Raw genomic sequence first — 19447 nt, 5'->3', positions numbered from 1 at the left:
GACAATTAAAAAGCCGGTGATGATTGCGAATCTACGTTCGCGAGCGTGCGAATTGTAAACATTTTATGTCCCCTCGATATAGCTCCTTAGGTGTCGATGCATGCAAACTTTTGAATATTTACTCACCCCTATAACCGACCTACAAGAAGTAGGGAAAGATCTTACATACTCTGTCGACTTTGACGACATTAAAAAGCTGCGAAGTTCGGATGATCCCACTTTAGATCAGGGTGAATGGGTAACCGATCTCAAAGTCGCTAATTGGCCAGAGGTGGTTAAACGCTGTTCACGATTATTGAAAGACACCACTAAAGATCTGCGGCTAGTCAGTTGGATGACCGAGGCGCTGGTGCATACCAAGGGGCTTGCCGGGCTGGCGCAGGGTTATTCCTTGTTCGCGGGGTTGAGCGAGCGCTATTGGGACAGTATTTACCCGGAAGCAGAGGAGGGCGACCAAGAGCAGCGTGTGGGCAGCCTGAGCTGGCTGCTAGCGCAAAGCGCCACGTGGCTGACAACCATCAATGTCGTGGACGATGGGCAGAGCAAATACACCCTGGCGGACTACGCGGCGGCACGTTCACGGTCGGCAGGCAGCCGGTCGGGCGAGACGTCTGCTGTCACTCTGGAGCAATTGGACAGGGCGCGCACTGCAACACCGATGGCGTTTTATCAAACGCTTTGGCACGACGCTCAAGCAGCCGTCGCCGCCCTTGAAGGGTTACATGCCTCTGCGCAAAAACTGCTGGCAGAGCAAGCGCCGAGCTTTTCCACAGCCATTGACGCACTTCAAGGTGTTGCTGGCATGATCGAGCGTTTCGCGAAAGAGGCTGGTGTCAGCACGCGGTCAGACGTGAGTCGCACGGTGACGGCCGATGCTAAAGCGCCCACCGGATCTGCTGAAGCCGCACCTTCGATCAGCGTGGGTAGTGGCTCTATTGCATCGCGAGCGGAAGCCTTGGCGCTGTTACGCCAGGTCGCCGAATATTTTCGCCAGGCCGAGCCGCACAGCCCTGCGGCGTACCTGGCTGATCAAGCTGCGAAATGGGGTGGGATGACACTCCACGAGTGGTTGCCGCTGGTATTGCGCGATGATGGCGCTTTGACACGGCTTCAGGAGCTCCTCGGGGTGCCGGCTGCGCCGCAATCCTGAAATGTAGCCCATCGGTGATCAGTGTGGTTCCGGGCAGATGGTGGTTTCACCGCCCGGTTGGGCGCATATTTTTTGTCGGCATTGGATGCCGGCTCGGGTATTGGGCGCGGGACACTTATCAAGGCGGTCTTGTAGATCAAGGAGCTTTGACGTTTTGCCGTCCTCGGAGTAGCGCATCAGCGCTATCAAGACGTCAACATCACTAGAGGACGCTGGTTTTTTTGCCGTATGAACCGTGGCGCGCGGCGGTAACTGGGCAGGTTGTACAGCGGGCTTCGACACTGTTTTTGCGACGGTCTCGACGGTCGGCTGAGTGATCTTTTTTACAACGGGTGTCGTTGGTGTAGCAGGGCGCTCATTGACGATGAGTGCGCTGCTCGTATTGGGAGCAGGGGGAGGCGAGGCTATTGCGGGTTCAGCTGCGGTTTGCATCTGGGCAGTCGGCGCAGTGTTGACATATTCCAGGGCAGAAACCGGGCTGTCGATCAAGGGTGCGGCAACCTTGGCTTGAGGGGATGGGCCGCTCTCTGGTAGCAGGTATAGCGTCAGCCCTGCGATGCCAAGCACCAGCGTAATAAGCGCGGGCAAAAAATACCGCGACCGTCGTGAGAAGCGCGACTCTCCTGAGTTTTTTGTCTGTGACGTGATGGCGCTGTGTTGACCGCTTGGCGCTGCGGTGCTGTCCTCGATGAGCAGGCTCGGTGGCTGACGTTTGATTTTTTTTGGATTCAAGAGAGTTGTTCCAGATTAGCGCTGGGCGTCGAAATGAGGCTGCACTTTACCTTGTTCAATATCATCATTTAAATAGCAGCATGGAATTAACGGCTGTATTGTTGCGCGCTCTCAAAGTGGCTCAATCCACGCCGACCGATTTACAGGCCGTTTTCAGCTGTCATGAAAATGCCCGCGTGGGAGTAGCGCTGCGTGCATTCCCGAGTATATAGAGATGTATCCCCATGGTGTTTTTTCTGGCCGGATTGATTTTTATTTTTTCATCACTGCTGGTGGGAGGTTTGCTTTACCCTGCAAAAATACTTACATGTCGGGATCGCCTTGTAGGAATAACTCAGTATTTGTGTAGGACGTTTCTGAAAGTTTTCGAATCATTGTTTATTTCAGTGCCCCGGTCTTTATTAAGATACATAAAAAATGTTTACTGTGCGATCGGTCACTATGTCAAACATCATCGGCTGGCAATGGCCTCCGGAGTTCTGGTACTGGCATTGCCGCCGTTATTGGTGCTGCTGTTTCGCGGCCCCGTAATGCTGGAAGGATATGAAGGGGCGCCCATGACTTCTGGCGCGCAGCCAAGCTTGATTGCCAGCTTGCTACAAGGAGAACGACTGGTGCCGCCCCGGCCATTGCCACCACAGGTATTTACCTCTGCAGAGGTCGAGCGGATACGGCCGCGCATTGCTTCAGCGGATCGATCCTGGGAAAAGCTGGATGCTGAGTTCATGCAGCGGCTTCTGGTGGTTTACAAAATTATGCAGGATCGCCACGGCTACCAAATGGCGCTCCTTGAGGGCTACAGAAGTCCGGAGAAACAAGCGGCTCTTTCGGCGAGTGTCACCTACGCTGGCGCAGGTCAGAGCTACCACCAGTACGGTTTGGCCGCCGATAGCGCGTTCATGCGAAACGGAAAATTGGTGATCTCGGAAAAAGACGCTTGGGCGATGAGAGGCTACGAGCTCTATGGGCAGGTAGCGGAAGAAGTCGGACTGACGTGGGGCGGGCGGTGGAAGCTTCTGGATTTTGGTCATGTCGAGTTTCGACGGTCGGGATCCGGGCCACCCAAAAGGCGCTAGCCAAATGCAGACATCCCAATAACTGGAGCGAAACAACGATGACAACACCTTTGATTGTGAAAGGCGACAAAACCAGCCATGGCGGCGCAGTGCTTGGGTGCAGTGCGATCTCCAAAGTAGGTGGTATCGGTATTGCCCGCGTGGGCGATGCAGTTTCTTGCCCCATCCATGGCCCCACTGTTATTGCCACAGGAGACGCGGCCTTGCTGCTACAGGGTCAATCAGCGGCTCGCCATGGAGACTCAACAGTCTGTGGGGCCTCGCTGATCGCCAGCCAAACCGTGACCCATAGGCCATAACTTTCAGGGCAAATCGGACTGCATGATGTTCAAGCGCTTATTCGGGCTCAAGTCGCTGTGGGTGATGCTGATATTTCTTGGCGTCTGGCTGTGGCGCGCCTGGTCGTGGCAATACAGTTTTCGTCTTCCGACTGTGGAGGAAGTGGTACGTGATGTCCTCCTGCTGCCTGTCCTGATTTGCGTTGCCTTGTGGCTGCTGAAAAGTGCGGTCTACCTGGTCAAGTCAAAGGGCACCCCGGCGATATCGCCCGCTCAGGAAGAAGTGGGCGAACAACGCCCGGAGTCCGCGAGCGATTTGGAAATACTCGACGTCGAGTTTCGGCTGCCTGCTGGCAATGCTCCAGATGCAATCGTAAACGCACTGATGCAGCGCACTCAGCCAGGGTTTCATCACAGGTTAAAAACTGCGCATGGCTTACCGGTGCGCGCGGCATGGGTTGAGAACCTGACCACTGTCGATTTTGATGCCGTCGCACCCAACGCATTGCATCTGGATACCGCCGTACAGCGGGCTTTGTTACTCGCCGCTGATGCGTTGCAGTCGGTCGCCATGCGTCATTTCGAGCGCAGTGACGCAAAGGTTGATTTACAGATTCACTATCTGCCGCCAGCTCGCTGGGATGCACCCACCACACAAGCTGCCGAACATTGGCTGGTGGAGGGTTTGGCTGCCTCGCTGCTGCCCTCCATGCCATTTCATTTCAGCGTGCATCCCGTCCCTCGCGCGGTGGATGCCTTGAAGTACCTGAACAAACTCAATATCCAGATCAATAACGACCCGCGTGACGCTGCTCACGTGCTGCTGGTCAGCGACTCGTTTATCGGAAATGCGCCTGTTGCGCTTTGGGACAGGCAAGGTTGCCTGTATGACACCAGGCAACCTGAGGGCCTTATACCTGGAGAGGGTGCCTGCGCACTGCTATTGAGCCGGCCGCGAGTGACGCAGTCAGCCTGCGCGTCGGCACGGGTATCGAAGGTCGATATTCGCCAGTGCGATGCCTTCGTCAGCGATGCCGATCACCTGATCTCTGATCTGATTGGGCAGCGTGACGACATCGCCAATGCCGTCGATATCGTTATCAGCGATGCGAGCCAACGGGCGTCCGTACAGGCCGAAGTCGCAGCAATGCAGCATCGGGTTTTCCCCGAACAGCATCCCATTAAGAACAACCTCGCGCTATCACTTGGCTGCGGCGAAATGGCTGCCGTAGCGCCTATAGCCAACCTGGCATTGGCGGCGCATTTGAGCGTTTTCTCGCAAAAAAACTGCCTCGTGGTGTCCGTGCAAGATGACGGATGGCGAGCCGCAACATTGGTTCTTTCCCCCTCGGCAGAGGCCCAATCCGCTCTTGAAGAGTCGGTATGAACGGTCTCATTTTCTGTAAGTCTTTGGATTGCTCGACATGATTAGCCGCATCACCGCTTTCTTTACACTCAAGCGCGTACTGGTACTGCTTGCAATAGCCGTTCTGGTTACTTTGCTATTGCTGGACTCCTCAATGATTAAGCCGGCCATCCTGGTTGTGCTTGCGGCCGTGGCGCTGGGTGTCCTTGGCATCTGGGGCAGAAATCGCTATAAGGCCATTCGGGCTTCGGAAGGCCTCAAACAAATGATCTCAAGTGATGCCACGGCGCCGGATACGGGGGATACCCAAGCGCTGAAGGAGCGCCTGCAAGCAGCTATCGCTGACATCAAGTCTTCGCGAATGGGCAGGTTGAGAGGGGCGGCTGCGCTGTATGAATTGCCTTGGTACCTGGTAATCGGTAATCCATCTGCCGGTAAGAGCACTGCAATTCTGAACTCGGGTCTGCACTTTCCGTTTACCGATCAAAAAGGCAGCGTGCTGCACGGGATCGGCGGCACTCGCAACTGTGACTGGTACTTCACCAGCGAAGGCATTTTGCTGGATACGGCGGGGCGGTACTCGGTGCAGGACGCCGACCGGGGCGAGTGGATTTCGTTTTTGCACCTGCTGCGAAAGCACCGTCCACGTGCGCCGATCAACGGCATTATTATCGCGGCCAGTATTGCTGAGCTAATCAGCAAGCCGCCGGAATTCGCCATTGAACTGGCAAAAAAACTGCGTCTGCGCATCCAGGAGCTGACTGACAACCTTGAAGTGATTGCCCCGGTTTATATCGTTTTCACCAAGGCAGATCTGATCGACGGGTTCAGTGACTTTTTCCGGGGACTTGAGCCTTCGGAAAGAGAAAAAGTCTGGGGCTCGACCTTTGCCTTTCAAACCGATGGCAACGTGAATCCAGTCGGTCAGTTCGAAGCGTATTTTGCCGAGTTGTGTGACGGTCTTAAGGAGATGAGTCTGGCGCAGATGGCGGTCAGCCGTGGCAAAGCCCACGCACCTGGCCTGCTGACATTGCCTCTGGAATTCGAAGGTTTGAAACCCTGCTTGCGCAGCTTCCTCACGACTCTGTTTGAAGAAAACCCGTATCAGCATCGGCCTGTAATACGAGGCTTTTACTTCACCAGTGCTGTTCAGGAAGGTGCATCTGTCCATCGCGCGTCCGATGACATTGCCAGTCATTTCAACCTGGGAACAGCGCCTGACAATCAGGAAGCGCCGCGCACGTCCCGTGACAGCTATTTCCTGCTCGATCTTTTCCGTAAGGTGATTTTTGCCGACAGCCAACTTGTCCGCCAATATTCCAGCGCACACCGTAACCGTAGACGCTTGGTCGTGGTGCTTGGCACTTCCTTGCTGCTTGGGGGAGGGTTGGCCGGTTGGGCGATGTCATACACCAACAATCGCCAACTGGTCAGCAACGTTCAGGCTGATCTGCAAAAAGCTGCTTTGATGCAACAGGATCGGGTTGATCTACAGGCACGTCTCGAAGCGCTGGAAGTGCTGCAGGATCGCCTTGCGCAGTTGCAGAAATACAAAACGGATCACCCGCTGATGCTAGGGCTGGGTCTCTATCAAGGCGATGCGCTGGAGGGCAAGCTGCGCCAGGAGTATTTCAATGGCATGTCTCATCTGATGCTCAAGCCAGTCGCAGAGCAGATGGAAGCCTACCTCTCCAGTGTTGGCAAAAACGCCGCGCAGTTAAAACTTGGTTCTGCCACACCGGCAAAGCCCGACGCCCCAATCGCTGGCGTGTATCAGCCAGCATCGCCCACAGATGTGCAGCAAGCTTATAACGCCTTGAAGGCGTACCTGATGCTCGGCAACTCACAGCGCGTTGAGCCTGTTCATCTTGGCGATCAGCTGACTCGCTTCTGGCGGCACTGGCTTGAAGCCAATCGCGGCGTGATGGATCGCGAAGTCATGGCCCGCCATGCCGAACGTTTGATGTCCTTTTATATAAGTCAGTCCGCCGCGCTCGATTGGCCGACGGTGAGCAACAAGGTGACATTGGTCGATGACACGCGTCTTGCCTTGAGTGGGGTCATGCAGGGTATGCCGGCACGTGATCGGGTGTATGCAGAGATCAAAGCTCGCGCTGCGACCCGCTTCCCAAGTATCTCGGTGGCCGCACTTTTGGCAGGCACCGATAGCAAGATTTTTTCAGGCAGCTACGCGATTTCAGGCACGTTCTCACGGCAAGCATGGGAAGGGTACGTGAAGCAGGCCATCCGCGATGCCGCCAACAAAGAGCTCAATACTACCGATTGGGTACTGCAAAACACCCGCTCGGACGACCTGACTCTTTCAGGCAGCCCCGAGCACATTCAAAAAGAACTTGAGCAGATGTACACGCAGGAATATATCGCCGAGTGGCGTAAGTTTTTGCAAGGCATCTCGGTCGCCGATTTTGGCGATTTCAAGCAGGCAAGCCTCGCGATGAATCAGCTTGGCGATCCGCAAAATTCGCCGATGCGCAAACTGATGGAATCGGTGTATTTGCAGACATCCTGGGATAATCCATCCCTCGTCAACGAAGCCATCAAGGACGTGAAAACAAATCTCTGGACGCGCTTGACTGGGTCGTCTGATGAAAAGGCCGCTTCGGTTGTGGCAGGAGAGCTGACTGTTGGGCCCGTAGGCCGAGAGTTTGCCGGTATTGCTCGACTAATGATTGCTCGCGATGGTGCGCCATCACTTTTGCAAAACTATCTAGAAGTACTGTCGCGCATCCGTACGCGTCTTAATGCCATCCAGACCCAAGGTAATCCAGGCCCAGGTGCACGGGAGCTAGTGCTGCAAACGCTGGACGCCAGCGCGGGCTCAGAATTGTCTGCCGGGCTGACACTGGTGGATGAGCAACTGTTGGCCAGCATGGAAGACAGCCAACGCCGGACGCTGCGACCCTTGTTGCTGTGGCCAATGATTCAGACTTTCAGCGCGATTATTCCCGCGACCCAGCGGGAGCTGAATCATGTCTGGAAGGATCAGGTGTACGAGCCGTTTCAACAATCATTGGCGGGTAAGTATCCGTTCGCAACCAACGGCCAGATCGAAGCGACCAGCGCCGAGATATCGGCCATTTTCGGCCCGCAGGGAGCGATTTCCAGATTTGCCTCTGAAAGCCTTGGGCCGCTGGTCATTCGTCGCGGTAACGTTTTGGCCAGCAAACAGTGGGCCGACGTCGGCGTAACCCTCGCGCCATCCTTGATGACTAACTTTGCTCAATGGGTGGCTCCACTCGGAGAACTGGCGGATGGTGGCTCGACCTCCATCTTTCAGATCCTTCCAGGCTCTGCCGTTGGCTTCAGTGAATACACCTTGTTGATTGGTGATCAGCAACTGCGCTATCGCAATACGCCAGCGCAATGGAGCAATTTCGCCTGGGACAACAACAAAGCCAATCAGACTGTGAAAATCAGCCTCGTGACCTACGACGGCAGGACACAGGACATCGCAAGCTTCACGGGGCAGAACGCGCTGGGGCAATTAATCCAAAGCGCCAATGGCCGGAAAAACACAGACGGTTCGTATGAACTGCAGTGGACGAAAGGCGAGTGGTCTGTACCGGTCTCGATGAAAATAATCAGCAACCCACAAGCCAATGCGGATGGCTCGCAACGCCAAGGGTTGACGGGTGCACAGCTGCCACTTCAGGTAGTCGGCGCACAAGAGCCTTTGGAGGGTGCGTTATGAACGCGACTGACCTGATGTTACCGATCTGTTATTTCGGGAAGCTGCCCAGCCACGGCGACTTTTTGAAAGGCGGTGAGAACCGTCCACTTCTCGCACTGCTCGATCAATGGGTCACGGCGGGGCTTGAGACACTGGCCGAAGATGTAGCGTGGAAATCGCTCTATGACAACGCGCAACCGGTGGACTTCGCCTTCATGGGGTCGCGGCACCGCTCGGTCATCGGTGGGCGCCTGCTGCCGAGTGAAGATTCCAGTGGTCGTCGTTTCCCTTTTATGGCTGCCGTGACGTTTGAAGTTGATCAACCCCTTGGCTTTATCGCTAGATGCCCGCAGTCGATGTCGCGCTTGTGGTCGCGGCTGGGACGGGAGCTGACAGCGGCCAAAACCGCTCCTGATCCGTGCGACATCCTGGTCGGATTTGACTCTCAACCCGTCTCGCTAACGACCCATTCAAATGTGCTGCAAGCCACTTTTGCGGATTTTCTGGAAGCGCAGACGGTGGGGTCTTTGCAAGCCATGCTCAACGCATCCGGTCATCAAGTAGACGTACGGCGCGTGCTGATTGGCTTGGGAATACTGATGAAGCCCGTGCGGGCCAGTGACGCGCCGCGAATGGGTAAAGGTCTGCAACTTCCCCTTCCCGTAGACCCAATGTACAGACCGCTGGTGGCGGCGTTCTGGCTGGATTTGATCTCGGGATTTCTGGATCGAACCAACTTTGAACTGATGTTACTGCAGCGCGTCGAACCGGCCCCCACATTGACTCTGGGATTCGCAGGCGTCTCGGCGCGCGGTGTATACGGGGTGTTTGACCCCCGAATTGAAGCACAAGATACGCTTCTGCTGGACGACCCGGACTGGGTTGAGGACCAGGTGCAGGATCAATACGCCCTGAAGAAACTATCCAGCTACACCAGTCAAGGCGGGCTGTCGTTGAAGACCGCCAGAACCACTTTCATCGAAACTTTTCTGGGGGCATGACCATGCGCTTGCTGTACATCTCACTATTGGCCATGTGCTGTATCTCAGGCGTTGCGACGGCAACACAGAACCAAGTCGTCGTAAGCGGTGTTGTTCCCAACGAATCAACCAAGGTCGAGATATTGTCCCGGATGCGCGCGCTTTACGGCGCAGACCGTGTCTCCGATCAGCTTGAAGTCGCCAATGTAGTCGCGCCAGCCAATTGGGATCAATACGTCATAAAAATGATCGACCCCAATCTTAAGCAGATATCCAAGGGCGAGATTCGTATTGATGGCAATCAGATACACGTCAGTGGCGAAGTGGGCAATGAAGCACAACGCCAGACCGTCACCAGCAATCTGGCGAGCGCGTTCAATCAGACCTACAAGCTGAATAACCAATTACAGCTGCGCTCTGAGCAAAAGGCGCTGGATGACACACTGGCCAATCGTACGATCGAGTTTCAAAGCGGCAGTGCGATTCTGACAGTTGAAGGCCGCAAGGTTCTGGATGAGATGGCGCGTGCGATTCAACAACTGAATGGTGTAAAAATCGCAATTATCGGTAACACCGATAACGTGGGGATGCGCGACAGCAACATCGAGTTGAGCCTGGCGCGTGCAAGTGCGGTACGCCAATACCTCATCGCGAAAAGAATCGAGTCCGGAATGATGTCAGTGACAGGTAATGGCCCGGATTACCCGATTGCGGATAACGCAACTGTTGAAGGCCGGAGCAAGAACCGCCGCATCGATTTCAAGATCCTGAATTGACGGTTGCCCGCTGGCATCGTCGAGCAGCCATTGACTGGCGGCCGTGCCATTCAGGTTGCGGGTTTGCAGGCCCGACAACGTGCCCGGATGGTTGGCCGAGGCATCGACGCCTGCGGCAAACGGCGGTAGATCCTGCCCGCCGTACAACTGGCCGATGATGCTTGGCTGATCAATGTCGCCGTCGGCGAACCCGACCAGCACTTCGGCCCCAATGCGGGGCGTGAAGTGCTGGCCGAAGTGAGGACTGGTTGCGCCTTTGTGCAAGAAACTGCCAATCGCCATAAAAACAAAAACTACCTGAGAGACGGAATGGACTGGTCTGGGCTCCACAGCCAAAATGTCAGGCCGTAGTCACTTTCCAGCTTTGGAAACGTTGCACCTTCCCTGAAGTAACGCCGCGAATTGGCACTGGCAGGGCTAAACCACCAGCCGGTTTTGGGGCATGTTTCGTTTGAGGCCATGCGCAGCGGTTGATTTGCTTTTTCCTGTTTCAGCGCCGCGAGTGCTTTTGCCGCGACATATTGTGCCGCGCTCTCCATGGAGGGGATCGGAATGCCCTTGACCATGGTGGGGTCCTGATAACTGTCCAGAATTTTCAGGCCTGCTGCGCGGGCCTGTTCTTCGTACTTAATACGGAGGGACAAAGCGTCCATAAGGGAGTTCGCGTATTTGGCGCGGGTAGCTTCATTGGGATGGCTGGCGCCGGTCACGTTGGCAGCAGTCTGGAGTTTGATGTCCAGATTAGCAGTATGGGAAATAGTGGGATCATTATAAAAAGAAGGCATGTAGCTGAGTTCCAAGCGCATTCCGCCTACTTGCCACTTCCAAATGAACCCCTCTGTCAAGTTCTGCCAATCCTCCCACGTTAGGCGGTAATCAGGATCGGCCAGAAATGGGGAGTGCAGAACCAAATTGGCAATACTGGGCTCCTGTAAGTAGCCAGTTTTAAAGTTGTAGGTTGCACGTCCGATCAGTCGCGGGTCACTTAGCATGATGAACCGCTGCCATCCCGCAGATTGAATGCGCTGTTGTACATCCATCACCAAGGCATACACCTCGCGGTCGTAAGCTTCAATGCGTGGGTCGTCGGGGTCATTGACTTCAGGCCCATCCGGCAAATCGATAGACATTTTCACCGAGCCAATGCCATAGGTGTCGCGTGCGTCATCGTTAAACAGGACATAACGGGCAGTTGGAAACAGCAGTCCGTGTTTTGGATCGGCTAGCTGATATTGAACATTACTTGCATCGTAGAGCAACATGGAGCTAACGCCTGAGCGTTTGATGGGGAAGTTTGAGCGTTTAACAATGTCATCGCCGCGCTCGCCCAACACAAAAGAAAGGGTATGCGGAGTCATATTTTTTCCTGTAGCTGAAAGCAGTGAGTACGCCGAATGCAGCACAAATAACGACGGTGAAGTAAGGAGAAGCAAGTCCGCCAACACCCACATTGAAATGAGAAAAAGGCCCGCGCCGAGCGCTCGATAGCGAGTTCGCTTATACATGGTTCAGGCATCCTTCCAGGCGGCGATGGTCTGCATCTGTTTAATCATGTAAAGCCGGTACTGCCCCTCAAAGTCACGCCCCTCCGTCATTAACAGATGGTATTGGTCAAGGATTTTTTTAACATACCCCATCCTGTCTTTCGTGTTGTATAGCCTGCCGTCTTTCAACTCCATCTTGACCGAGACATCCTTCTGCGTCAGTCCGTAGGGGTAGAGTTCTTCAACTTCAATCTCACGGGTGATCATCGGTGCGGCATTGAAGACCAGTTCGGGGTCCTTGGCATCAAGGAAATTAAAAAGCAGACGACCGAAGTCATTATTCAAAATGGCAAACTTGAATTCAGGATGGGCGTAGACCATGGCTTGCAAGTGATGGGTTTGCTCATGCTCTAAAAAAAGCATTGCGGCCTTATAAGCCAGTCCTTCCTTACTCTCTTTCGGCGCTGAAAGCTCCGTCAGTTCATATGTTTCGATTTGGCGGAATCCTTTCTTCAAAGAATCCGTTGCTTGGCACTGATTCATTTCAGCCAGTGCGCCTTTCTCGTCGGTCAGGTTCAACTCCCAGCTCAAGTGGCTGAACTCCATGAGCCGCATTTTCTCCTCAAGGTCCAGGCGCAACTGGGTGTTTTCGCCCTTGGCCCACGGCATGCTTTCGGTTTGAGCGGTAATCACCGGGTCATAAGTCGAGACGTTGCGGCAGTCCACCTCCCGGAAGAAGTTCTTGCTGCCGAACTGCCGCCAATACAGCATCCAGGGCGTGATTTCGAGAAACACCCAGAAGTTGCCCTTGAGCAGGTAATAATACGTCACGCGGGACATCAGGCGGGCCTGGCCTACCAATGACGGGAATTTGATTTCGGCAAACTCGATCCCGTCCACCACTTGCTTGGCAGCAAATGCGGCCAGCCCGGCCCAATAAAAACGGCCCTGTTTATCAGTACCTTCATCGTCGAGAAACAATTGGGCGTAGTTGCCGGCCGTGCGCTTGGCCCTGTTCAGCACTTTAGAGACCAGCACATGATCTTTTGCCAACAAGGAGATACTTTTGGCCTGCATCAATGACCATAAATCATTGCAGGTGACAATGGCATCATCGGTGGCTCCCTTCTCTGCGCGGGTCATGCCTTTTGCCAAAACCCGGCCTTTGACGTAGGTGACACCTTCTTCTGTATCGACCCACCAAACGTTGGGCGGCGGTGGCAGTGATGCATTGGACATGATGAAAGACTCCTGTCTGGCGGATCAGAATGATTCGTGATCGGCGGTGTTTTGCGGGTACATCAACTGGGTTTGCGCAGGCTCTGGATCGGGGGCGTAATGCTGGCGGGTCTTGGCGTCTGCATCGCTCGCTGTGCGACTGCGCAGGTCGCCTTGGCGGATATCAAGCAGCTGATCCATCTGCGGCAGTGATTCGCCCCCTGCGTTCTTCAGGACAAAACCCAGTTCAGTGGCAGCCGTCGTCGGTGCGAATACATCCCTGTTGAGGGCGTGACGGGCCCCACCCAAAACCGGATGCTGCTTACCCTGCGCCCTGAACGCGCCGTCACACTCAATGGTGATATCGGTGCCCTGCAAGGTGATGCGGCTGGTGCCCGATTGCAGGACGATTTTGTCCTTGGCCAGCAGCTCGATGCTGTCGTCGGTGGCGGTCAGGGTCAGGTTTTGGTCGGCGAGGATTTCCAGGGCGTCGCTGTGCGCCTGGACGCTGACGTCACCGTGCTGGGCGATGACCTTGGCGCCGCCTGCGGCGGTGAACCATTGCAGGCTGTCGCCGCTGACGCCGGCGAGGGTGTGGCCGGCGCTGAAGTGGCCGTCTTTTTGGGCGGTAAGGTGCAGGTGTTCAGCGGCAAACGCCACGCTGCTGTTGGGCGTGGTCAGGTTCAGGTGGCTGGGGGTTTCCAGCACGATGTGCGGGGCGTTGAAGGTGGGCACCGGGTCGCCGCCGTCGCGTTGCGTGCCGTTGGGCTGGGTGGCGTTTTGGCCGTTGACCTGCGCCGGGTGATGGGCGTCTTGTGCCGGGTCAAGGGCGTCGGCCAGTTCGCGCTGGGCGAGGTTGGCCTGTAGTGCGCCCGCGTGTGCCTGTTGGGTGGCCTGATCGAGGCGTTCGGCGGTGGCGACTGCGCCCTTGAACTGCGCGTGGGCTTCACTGATGTCCAACTGCGTCGACACCGCGCCGCTACGCGGGCTGGCCGAGAGCAACAAGCCCTGCTCGGCGCGCACCTGAGCCCAGGCGTCGGTGGATTCGACAAAGCCCTGGCCGCGATAGGTGCCGCGCTCGGCGCCGTGTTGTTCGATCAGATAGCCGAGGGCCAGATGGCTGTCGGCGGTGGCGTTGCGCAACTCGTGTCGCAGTTGCCCGCTGGCATCGTCGAGCAACCATTGGCTGGCGGCCGTGCCATCCAGGTTGCGGGTTTGCAGGCCAGACAACGTGCCCGGATGGTTGGCCGAGGCATCGACGCCTGCGGCAAACGGCGGTAGATCCTGCCCGCCGTACAACTGGCCGATGATGCTTGGCTGATCAATGTCGCCATCGGCGAACCCGACCAGCACTTCGGCCCCAATGCGGGGCGTGAAGTGCTGGCCGAAGTTGTTGCCTGCGGCGTCTTCTGCCACGCGCACCCAACTGCCGGAACTTTCATTGCCCGGCGCATGGCCCTCGGGCTTGGCGCTGCTGTGGGTGTGCTGCAAACCCCCGTGCAGCGGTTTTTCGCCCCGTTGCCAACTGAACTGCACGCGCACCTGATGATCGCGGGTGCTGGTGATGACCTGCGGGGCGTTGCCGACGACGAGGGCGCTTTGCACTCCTGCGGCCAATGGGCGCGGCAGACGTGTTGGCACCACCCGCGTGCCAGCGGGAACCGCCGTGAAACGGTTGCGATAACTGCCCGCTTCCAGCCCAGGCTCGCGCAGACATTGGGCGGCCAGCACGCCGAGGTTATTGATGGCGCTGTGGGTCACGCGCAGACAAATAAACGCCTGCCCGGCATAGCCCGAATGGCCGGTGAGGGTGTAGCGCGGGCCGGGCTGAAGTTGCCTGATCGCACCTTCGCCCGAATACAGATGCGCTTGCAGGCGGGCCGCGTCCAATAACAGTGAAGCGCACAAATCGGCCTGCTCGGAGGTGCTGAAGGGCAGCGGTGGTTCAACGTCGAACAGCTCAAGGGGCGGCAACGCCGGGGCATTCTCGCTTGGCGTGTGCTGAGCGCTGCCCGAGATAGCCTTCATCAGGGTCGGATTCCAGCGGGTGGTCGTGGCGCTGTCGCTGCACACTTGCACCTCTTCACTGAAGCGGCTGATGCCGTCACCTGCTTCGGTGGCATCAATACGCGTGAAAGGCAGCGAATCGCCTTCCGGCCACGGGCTGTGGCGATCGAAAATCACCAGTGCGGCGCGGCCGTTGGGCAAACCATCCCGGTCTCGCAGCGGTGTATCGGCGTGCTCAAAACGAAAGCTCAGACCTTCTTCGGACAGCACACGGGTGACGAACTCGAAATCGGTTTCCCGGTACTGGGTGCAAATGATGCGAGGCATCAGCTCTGGCTGACCTGGTGCCGCCAGTTGGCCTGCGGGTAGTCGGCAAACACCTGGCCAACGATGCCCAACACGTCCATGTCACGAAAGATCAGGGTATTGCGGCGCTGCTTGAGCAGGCTCAGCCAACTGCCCACCTGCAAACGATAGCGCGCCAGCCCGCCATCGCTGCCTTGCTGACCCGCTTCAACCACCAAGCCCTGCCACAACCGTAAACGCCCGTCGGCCATCACCACTTGCAGATCGACGCACCGGTCTACCAGCGCGGCGAGGTCAAGATGCGCCGACGCCGAGACGCAATCGAGGGTGAAGTCCACTTCCTGATTCAGACCCTCAATGCCATGCAGGCGCTCGACCAACAATGCATCGGGCAAGGCGGTCTGTAGATTGATGAAACGGTTGTTCTGGGACAGCAGTTTTCGCCAGGAAGCGGCATCCATGTCGGCCGGTGAGTTCATGGGCAAAACCTTCAGGGCAGGGTGATGGTGAGATGGGCGGTGCGGGACGGCATCTTGATGACTTCGTGATAGCCGGCCATTTGCTGCCCAGTTTCATTGCTCAGTGACAGGCGCAAACCGCTGTAGCTGACCAGGCCGATAACGCCAAGTAGCAGTGCTGGCAACCACAACGGTACATAGCGGCGCAACGGGTGTCTGACGCTGTCAGGCGCTGCCCAATGGGGGGCAAAGGTAGTGCGCTTGCCTTTGAGATAGATCAACTCGTCGCCGAGGCGGGCGGCTAAATAGCCCAGCTTTTCGGCACCTTCTATACGAAATTTGCCTTGGAACCCGAGCAATAGGCAGAGGTAATAAACCTCCAGCGATTGGAGGCGGACGATGCCTTGGCCCCGCAGCTCTTCAAGGCGAGTGAAGAACAGGTCGCCTGCCAATTGATCGCCATACAAAAACAATTGAAGCGGTCGCAGTTGCCACTGGTCGCGCACAGTGCTGGGTGGCGACGAGAGGATGACTTCGTCAACGGCGGCACAGAACGCGTATTTGCCCGCGTAAACATCCTCAGCGCTGACGCCTGCCTCTGTTGCCTTGCGTTCCATGTCGCCGAGGAACTTAAGAATCGCGTCCCAGAACTTGTCTCGTTCAGGAGGCATCTGCCCACGCTGTACAAGCAAAAGCATGTAAAACCCATCGGCCATCAAACCAACCAGACTGTTCCGATGGGTGCCGGGCGATGCCGGGGTGCCGATGACGGCGCTTTGTGATTGCAAGACTGTTGAATGCGTAATCATGTCGTGAGGGCTATCAATTCAAGTTTCAGTTCGCAAAGCCCGTTGGGCACGAAGATCATTGCCGTCTGGGTTTTACGCATGTGTTCATACGTTTCACCGCGCGATTCGATGGCGAAATACAGCATGCCCGGCCTGATTGGGATCGCCGCCGGGACTTGTGGGGCGTAGGTCAGCGTGACGCCCGGCATGGACGCTGAAACCAATTGCTCAACGATATCGGGGGCGCCGACTTTGAAGGTGCGTGGCACGATCTCAGCCAGCTCGGCACCCGCCAGGCTTGCGCTGACACCGAGGTATAACGCGGCGTTTTCGTCTATCCGCTGTGCGTCGATACGGCCCTGGTGATAGGCAGGCTTTACTTGGGTCAGTGGGATATTGAAATAACGGGCCGAAATGACGGTGTCGACCAATGCACGGACGATGGTGAACACCGAGCTGAAGCCTGGCCCCGGATTCGCATGCTCGTAGGCAAGCAGATCCGACAACTGATGGGACTTTGAAAACGTCATCAGTGCACCCGCGAGGCGCAGCATCTCTTGATACAAGCGTTCCGGGTGTAGCTGCGGATGATGGAGCAGATGCATCAAACTGGCGCAGGCAGTGTTGGTGGTGTGCAACAGCCAGAACGAGGCGATGTCTCCAGCACGGAACTCAACGACATCTTTCGACGGCTCGCGATGGCTGCCCTGTAGGGCCTGCGTCTTGGCAACCAACGACTCAAGCAATCGGCGCAGCTCCAGCATCAGAACGGGGGTTGCCTCAATGGAGAGAGAAGGCGCAAGGAATGCCTCGTCAACTTCAAAGCCTCCCGTACTGCAACGGCGCAGTCGAGTCAGCGGTAAGCATGAGAACGCTTCGCGCTGTTGGTCATCGGTGAGCAACCTGAGCGCCGGCATCAGGTAGGCCACTTCGCCCTCGGCAGCTTCGGTGAATAAATCCGGTACCTGGCTATTTTTTTGTTGATAACGACTCGGTGATCCGCTTTTTTCGGCGGCAGCAATATTGGAGCCATAGGGCTTAATGTAGGGCAAAGCGAGGTAGATCGTGACCTCTCCCGTCGAGGTCGGAAGATTATTCAAATCCAAAGCTGCCGGCAGTTCGCACAGATCAGGCGCTGAGTAGATTTCGCAATCCGGGAAGATCGCCGAGACCTCAACGATGCGCAAAATCCCGTTGGCGAGGCTTGGGACGTCCAGCTTTAACTGTCGTATACCCCAGGCATAGGGGTGCGACGCTTGATTGACTTCACGCAATCTGAACTCGTGATAAGCGTCTTGTCGTTGAAAAAGCTGAGGGCGTAAAAAAAGACCCTCGCCCCAGAGGATTTTTGCAGAGTTGCTCAAGGACGTAGCTCCCGTTGAGTGACAAACCCGACCGATTTAGCGAGCGGGGGGGTGTGGTGCCGTTTATTTGCCTTTACGCCGATACAACACATACGGCTATTTCCCGCCCGCGCGATTGCAGTTCACGGCGACCAGCGACTCTGGGTTGCCAGCGATTTTGCTGACGAGCGCACCTTGTGTGGACGTTAAGGCGCAAGCGTGGATGCCAAGGGTGATACCGGTAAGTTCAGAGTCCTTGGTCGAGTAAACGAATCGCCAGCGTTGCGGCGCAGGCTGCCGGAAAAAGGCAACAACGCCGATGTAATGCGTTTCGAGGCTTACGTTTTCCTGCGTTTCATAGTGCTGGCCAGGTACCAGCAGGAGTTCGCGCGAATCCAGAAGGTCACTGCCCAAGGCTTTTTCTTCCTCTTCGGTATTGAGGAAACTGTCGAACGGGGTTTGTTCGAACCGCTCAATGGCGCGCAGGTGGTAAATCTTGATGACCTGTGCGAGGGGCTGCTTGTAGTTGCCCTGGTTTAGATTTGCGCCGGCATGGAGACGCAGCGGGACGGAATAAGACTCCACCTTCACTTCTTCGGTTGCACAGCCGCCGATCATAAGCAGCGCGCCAACCGAAGCCATAAGACCTGTGTAATAGATGCCTTTGTGCACTGTATTTCCTGAATTTAGGTGCGAGAACCCTGCTTCTTTAGAGCAGATGGAAACTGTTAACTATTCGAGTAATACGCTATGTCGTCCATAGGGAAAAATGCTGAACAGCATCATTATCAACACATGCCGCTGAGCTATGGATTTCACAGGCCATCAAGGAGTATGGCTAGTCGTCAGATGCGGTATCAGACCAGAAACGCAGCAAGTTTAGCAAGTCTGAATGTATCTCCTGTCGAGCAGGCCGAAGCAATAAAAATATATGAACTGGGTGCGGCGAAGAAGATTATAGAGTAAGACAGTTTGCTAGCGATGATCAAATTTGTAATACGTGGATTCATATCGTGTAGGACTATTCCTGTATTGATGTAGGAATTGTTTTTTAATTTCGTAGTGCCGTGTTTTTTTAAAATTTTGTGACCTTGGCAAGTTGTCATTGTGATTCCGCTCCTATAAATTCTCGAAAATTAGTTCCAGATGGACGGCGCTCTCTGTTTTATTCGAGCTGCCCGTCTTTCATGCGTTTTTTGTGAGAGTGATGTATGTCCGAAAAAGTAATGAATCTTCGTTTTGTTGCGCTGATGACCTGTGTCCTCGGTATTTCCGGGTGCGCTTTAACCGCGACGGAACAGCCGGTGGCTACGTTTGAGCATCTGATGTTCCAGGCTGATGAGCGTATCAATGCAGGAAATATGGAAAAGGCCAGAACGCTTCTGGCAGAGGCTTCCAGGCTTGAGCCAACCCGTAAAGAGCCATGGCTGCGTAAAGCCGAGGTTGAGTTTGAAAGCGAAAACTACGGCGCATCCATTCTCGCTTCACAGGAAGCGCTCCAGCGCGCCCCTGGTGATGTGCGTGCAGAGAGCATTCTGACTGTCGCCGGCCTGCGCGTTGCAGTGGAGTCGCTGTCGCGACTGCGTGACGAAAAAGACGTTAACGGGCCTGTCCATACCGAAGCCCGAAAGCTCGCCGCGAAGTTGCGTGAAACCCTGGGCGCCAAGGCCCTGCTGCCTAAGCCTGCCCCGGTAAAGCGCAAGCCCGCAGCGGCCAAGCCGGTGCCAGCTCCTGCCAGCAACAACCCGTTTCAAAGCCTGCCGGATTCCAACTGAGCTGAACCCACATTGCAAC

At 56.0% G+C, this 19447-nt stretch carries 17 protein-coding genes; 8 read left to right on the top strand and 9 right to left on the bottom strand.

All coding sequences use genetic code 11. The annotated features are described in order from the left end of the window. Window positions 1-100 precede the first annotated feature (100 nt). Window positions 101-1150, top strand: a complete 1050-nt coding sequence (tssA, locus tag AC1Z24_RS16675; RefSeq protein ID WP_483741800.1) for a type VI secretion system protein TssA — start codon at window positions 101-103, stop codon at window positions 1148-1150. An 18-nt stretch (window positions 1151-1168) separates the two neighbouring features. Here the strand turns inward: tssA and AC1Z24_RS16670 are convergent, their stop codons facing one another. Beyond that, window positions 1169-1882, bottom strand: a complete 714-nt coding sequence (locus AC1Z24_RS16670) for a hypothetical protein (RefSeq protein ID WP_483741799.1) — start codon at window positions 1880-1882, stop codon at window positions 1169-1171. 224 nt (window positions 1883-2106) lie between these two features. On the opposite strand from AC1Z24_RS16670, the gene AC1Z24_RS16665 reads away from it, so the two are divergent. The 6 genes from AC1Z24_RS16665 to AC1Z24_RS16640 are packed head-to-tail and all read left to right on the top strand — an operon-like array spanning window position 2107 to window position 10049. After that, window positions 2107-2958, top strand: a complete 852-nt coding sequence (locus AC1Z24_RS16665; RefSeq protein WP_483741798.1) for a M15 family metallopeptidase — start codon at window positions 2107-2109, stop codon at window positions 2956-2958. Between the two features lie 38 nt (window positions 2959-2996). Beyond that, window positions 2997-3257 (top strand): PAAR domain-containing protein, encoded by a 261-nt coding sequence (locus AC1Z24_RS16660; RefSeq protein ID WP_483741797.1) that lies wholly within the window; start codon window positions 2997-2999, stop codon window positions 3255-3257. Between the two features lie 22 nt (window positions 3258-3279). Beyond that, window positions 3280-4623, top strand: coding sequence for a hypothetical protein (locus AC1Z24_RS16655; protein ID WP_483741796.1), 1344 nt, complete (start codon window positions 3280-3282; stop codon window positions 4621-4623). Window positions 4624-4660: 37 nt separating this feature from the next. Continuing rightward, window positions 4661-8314, top strand: a complete 3654-nt coding sequence (gene tssM / locus AC1Z24_RS16650; protein WP_483741795.1) for a type VI secretion system membrane subunit TssM — start codon at window positions 4661-4663, stop codon at window positions 8312-8314. Continuing rightward, window positions 8311-9294: a type VI secretion system-associated protein TagF gene (gene tagF, locus AC1Z24_RS16645; protein WP_483741794.1), complete on the top strand. Its 984-nt coding sequence runs from the start codon at window positions 8311-8313 to the stop codon at window positions 9292-9294. The genes tssM and tagF overlap by 4 nt, the downstream gene beginning before the upstream one ends. 2 nt (window positions 9295-9296) lie before the next feature. Then, window positions 9297-10049 carry an OmpA family protein gene (locus tag AC1Z24_RS16640; RefSeq protein ID WP_483741793.1) on the top strand — a complete coding sequence of 251 codons (753 nt, stop codon included), beginning with the start codon at window positions 9297-9299 and terminating at the stop codon, window positions 10047-10049. On the opposite strand, the gene AC1Z24_RS16635 is transcribed toward AC1Z24_RS16640, so the two are convergent. The 8 genes from AC1Z24_RS16635 to tssJ all read right to left on the bottom strand — a co-directional run bounded on the left by AC1Z24_RS16635 (window position 9951) and on the right by tssJ (window position 18325). Beyond that, window positions 9951-10331: a phage baseplate assembly protein V gene (locus tag AC1Z24_RS16635; RefSeq protein ID WP_483741792.1), complete on the bottom strand. Its 381-nt coding sequence runs from the start codon at window positions 10329-10331 to the stop codon at window positions 9951-9953. The two genes, AC1Z24_RS16640 and AC1Z24_RS16635, sit on opposite strands and share 99 nt — an antisense overlap. An 11-nt stretch (window positions 10332-10342) precedes the next feature. Then, entirely contained in the window at window positions 10343-11554 is a 1212-nt protein-coding gene (locus AC1Z24_RS16630; RefSeq protein WP_483741791.1) for a hypothetical protein, read from the bottom strand. Window positions 11555-11557: 3 nt separating this feature from the next. Then, the gene (locus tag AC1Z24_RS16625; protein ID WP_483741790.1) at window positions 11558-12772 is read right to left on the bottom strand and encodes a DUF2515 family protein; all 1215 of its coding nucleotides are present in this window, start codon (window positions 12770-12772) and stop codon (window positions 11558-11560) included. 24 nt (window positions 12773-12796) lie between these two features. After that, on the bottom strand, window positions 12797-15085 hold the full coding sequence (locus tag AC1Z24_RS16620) for a type VI secretion system Vgr family protein (RefSeq protein ID WP_483741789.1): 2289 nt from the start codon (window positions 15083-15085) through the stop codon (window positions 12797-12799). Then, complete coding sequence (locus AC1Z24_RS16615; RefSeq protein WP_483741788.1) at window positions 15085-15543, bottom strand: contractile injection system protein, VgrG/Pvc8 family; 459 nt, start codon at window positions 15541-15543, stop codon at window positions 15085-15087. Before AC1Z24_RS16615 ends, AC1Z24_RS16620 begins: the two co-directional genes overlap by 1 nt. Window positions 15544-15554: 11 nt before the next feature. Continuing rightward, window positions 15555-16331, bottom strand: coding sequence for a DotU family type IV/VI secretion system protein (locus AC1Z24_RS16610; RefSeq protein WP_483741787.1), 777 nt, complete (start codon window positions 16329-16331; stop codon window positions 15555-15557). After that, on the bottom strand, window positions 16328-17674 hold the full coding sequence (gene tssK / locus AC1Z24_RS16605) for a type VI secretion system baseplate subunit TssK (protein ID WP_483741786.1): 1347 nt from the start codon (window positions 17672-17674) through the stop codon (window positions 16328-16330). The genes AC1Z24_RS16610 and tssK overlap by 4 nt, the downstream gene beginning before the upstream one ends. A 96-nt stretch (window positions 17675-17770) precedes the next feature. Next, a complete protein-coding gene (tssJ, locus tag AC1Z24_RS16600) occupies window positions 17771-18325 on the bottom strand; it encodes a type VI secretion system lipoprotein TssJ (RefSeq protein ID WP_483741785.1) in 555 nt (184 codons plus the stop codon). Between the two features lie 539 nt (window positions 18326-18864). Between tssJ and AC1Z24_RS16595 the strand changes: the two genes are divergently transcribed. Further along, the gene (locus tag AC1Z24_RS16595; RefSeq protein WP_483741784.1) at window positions 18865-19428 is read left to right on the top strand and encodes an outer membrane protein assembly factor BamD; all 564 of its coding nucleotides are present in this window, start codon (window positions 18865-18867) and stop codon (window positions 19426-19428) included. Window positions 19429-19447 lie beyond the last annotated feature (19 nt).

This window comes from Pseudomonas sp. JL23, assembly GCF_056933585.1.
This window is presented reverse-complemented; position numbering and strand designations above follow the sequence as displayed.

What these genes read in the sequence shown, in the direction of transcription:
- AC1Z24_RS16655 (WP_483741796.1), top strand. Translation starts at nt 3,280, where the DNA reads ATGATGTTCAAGCGCTTATTCGGGCTCAAGTCGCTGTGGGTGATGCTG.
- tssM (WP_483741795.1), top strand. Translation starts at nt 4,661, where the DNA reads ATGATTAGCCGCATCACCGCTTTCTTTACACTCAAGCGCGTACTGGTA.
- AC1Z24_RS16625 (WP_483741790.1), bottom strand. Translation starts at nt 12,772, where the DNA reads ATGTCCAATGCATCACTGCCACCGCCGCCCAACGTTTGGTGGGTCGAT.
- AC1Z24_RS16660 (WP_483741797.1), top strand. Translation starts at nt 2,997, where the DNA reads ATGACAACACCTTTGATTGTGAAAGGCGACAAAACCAGCCATGGCGGC.
- AC1Z24_RS16635 (WP_483741792.1), bottom strand. Translation starts at nt 10,331, where the DNA reads ATGGCGATTGGCAGTTTCTTGCACAAAGGCGCAACCAGTCCTCACTTC.
- AC1Z24_RS16615 (WP_483741788.1), bottom strand. Translation starts at nt 15,543, where the DNA reads ATGAACTCACCGGCCGACATGGATGCCGCTTCCTGGCGAAAACTGCTG.
- AC1Z24_RS16665 (WP_483741798.1), top strand. Translation starts at nt 2,107, where the DNA reads ATGGTGTTTTTTCTGGCCGGATTGATTTTTATTTTTTCATCACTGCTG.
- AC1Z24_RS16630 (WP_483741791.1), bottom strand. Translation starts at nt 11,554, where the DNA reads ATGTATAAGCGAACTCGCTATCGAGCGCTCGGCGCGGGCCTTTTTCTC.
- AC1Z24_RS16610 (WP_483741787.1), bottom strand. Translation starts at nt 16,331, where the DNA reads ATGATTACGCATTCAACAGTCTTGCAATCACAAAGCGCCGTCATCGGC.
- tagF (WP_483741794.1), top strand. Translation starts at nt 8,311, where the DNA reads ATGAACGCGACTGACCTGATGTTACCGATCTGTTATTTCGGGAAGCTG.
- AC1Z24_RS16620 (WP_483741789.1), bottom strand. Translation starts at nt 15,085, where the DNA reads ATGCCTCGCATCATTTGCACCCAGTACCGGGAAACCGATTTCGAGTTC.
- AC1Z24_RS16595 (WP_483741784.1), top strand. Translation starts at nt 18,865, where the DNA reads ATGTCCGAAAAAGTAATGAATCTTCGTTTTGTTGCGCTGATGACCTGT.
- AC1Z24_RS16640 (WP_483741793.1), top strand. Translation starts at nt 9,297, where the DNA reads ATGCGCTTGCTGTACATCTCACTATTGGCCATGTGCTGTATCTCAGGC.
- tssA (WP_483741800.1), top strand. Translation starts at nt 101, where the DNA reads ATGCAAACTTTTGAATATTTACTCACCCCTATAACCGACCTACAAGAA.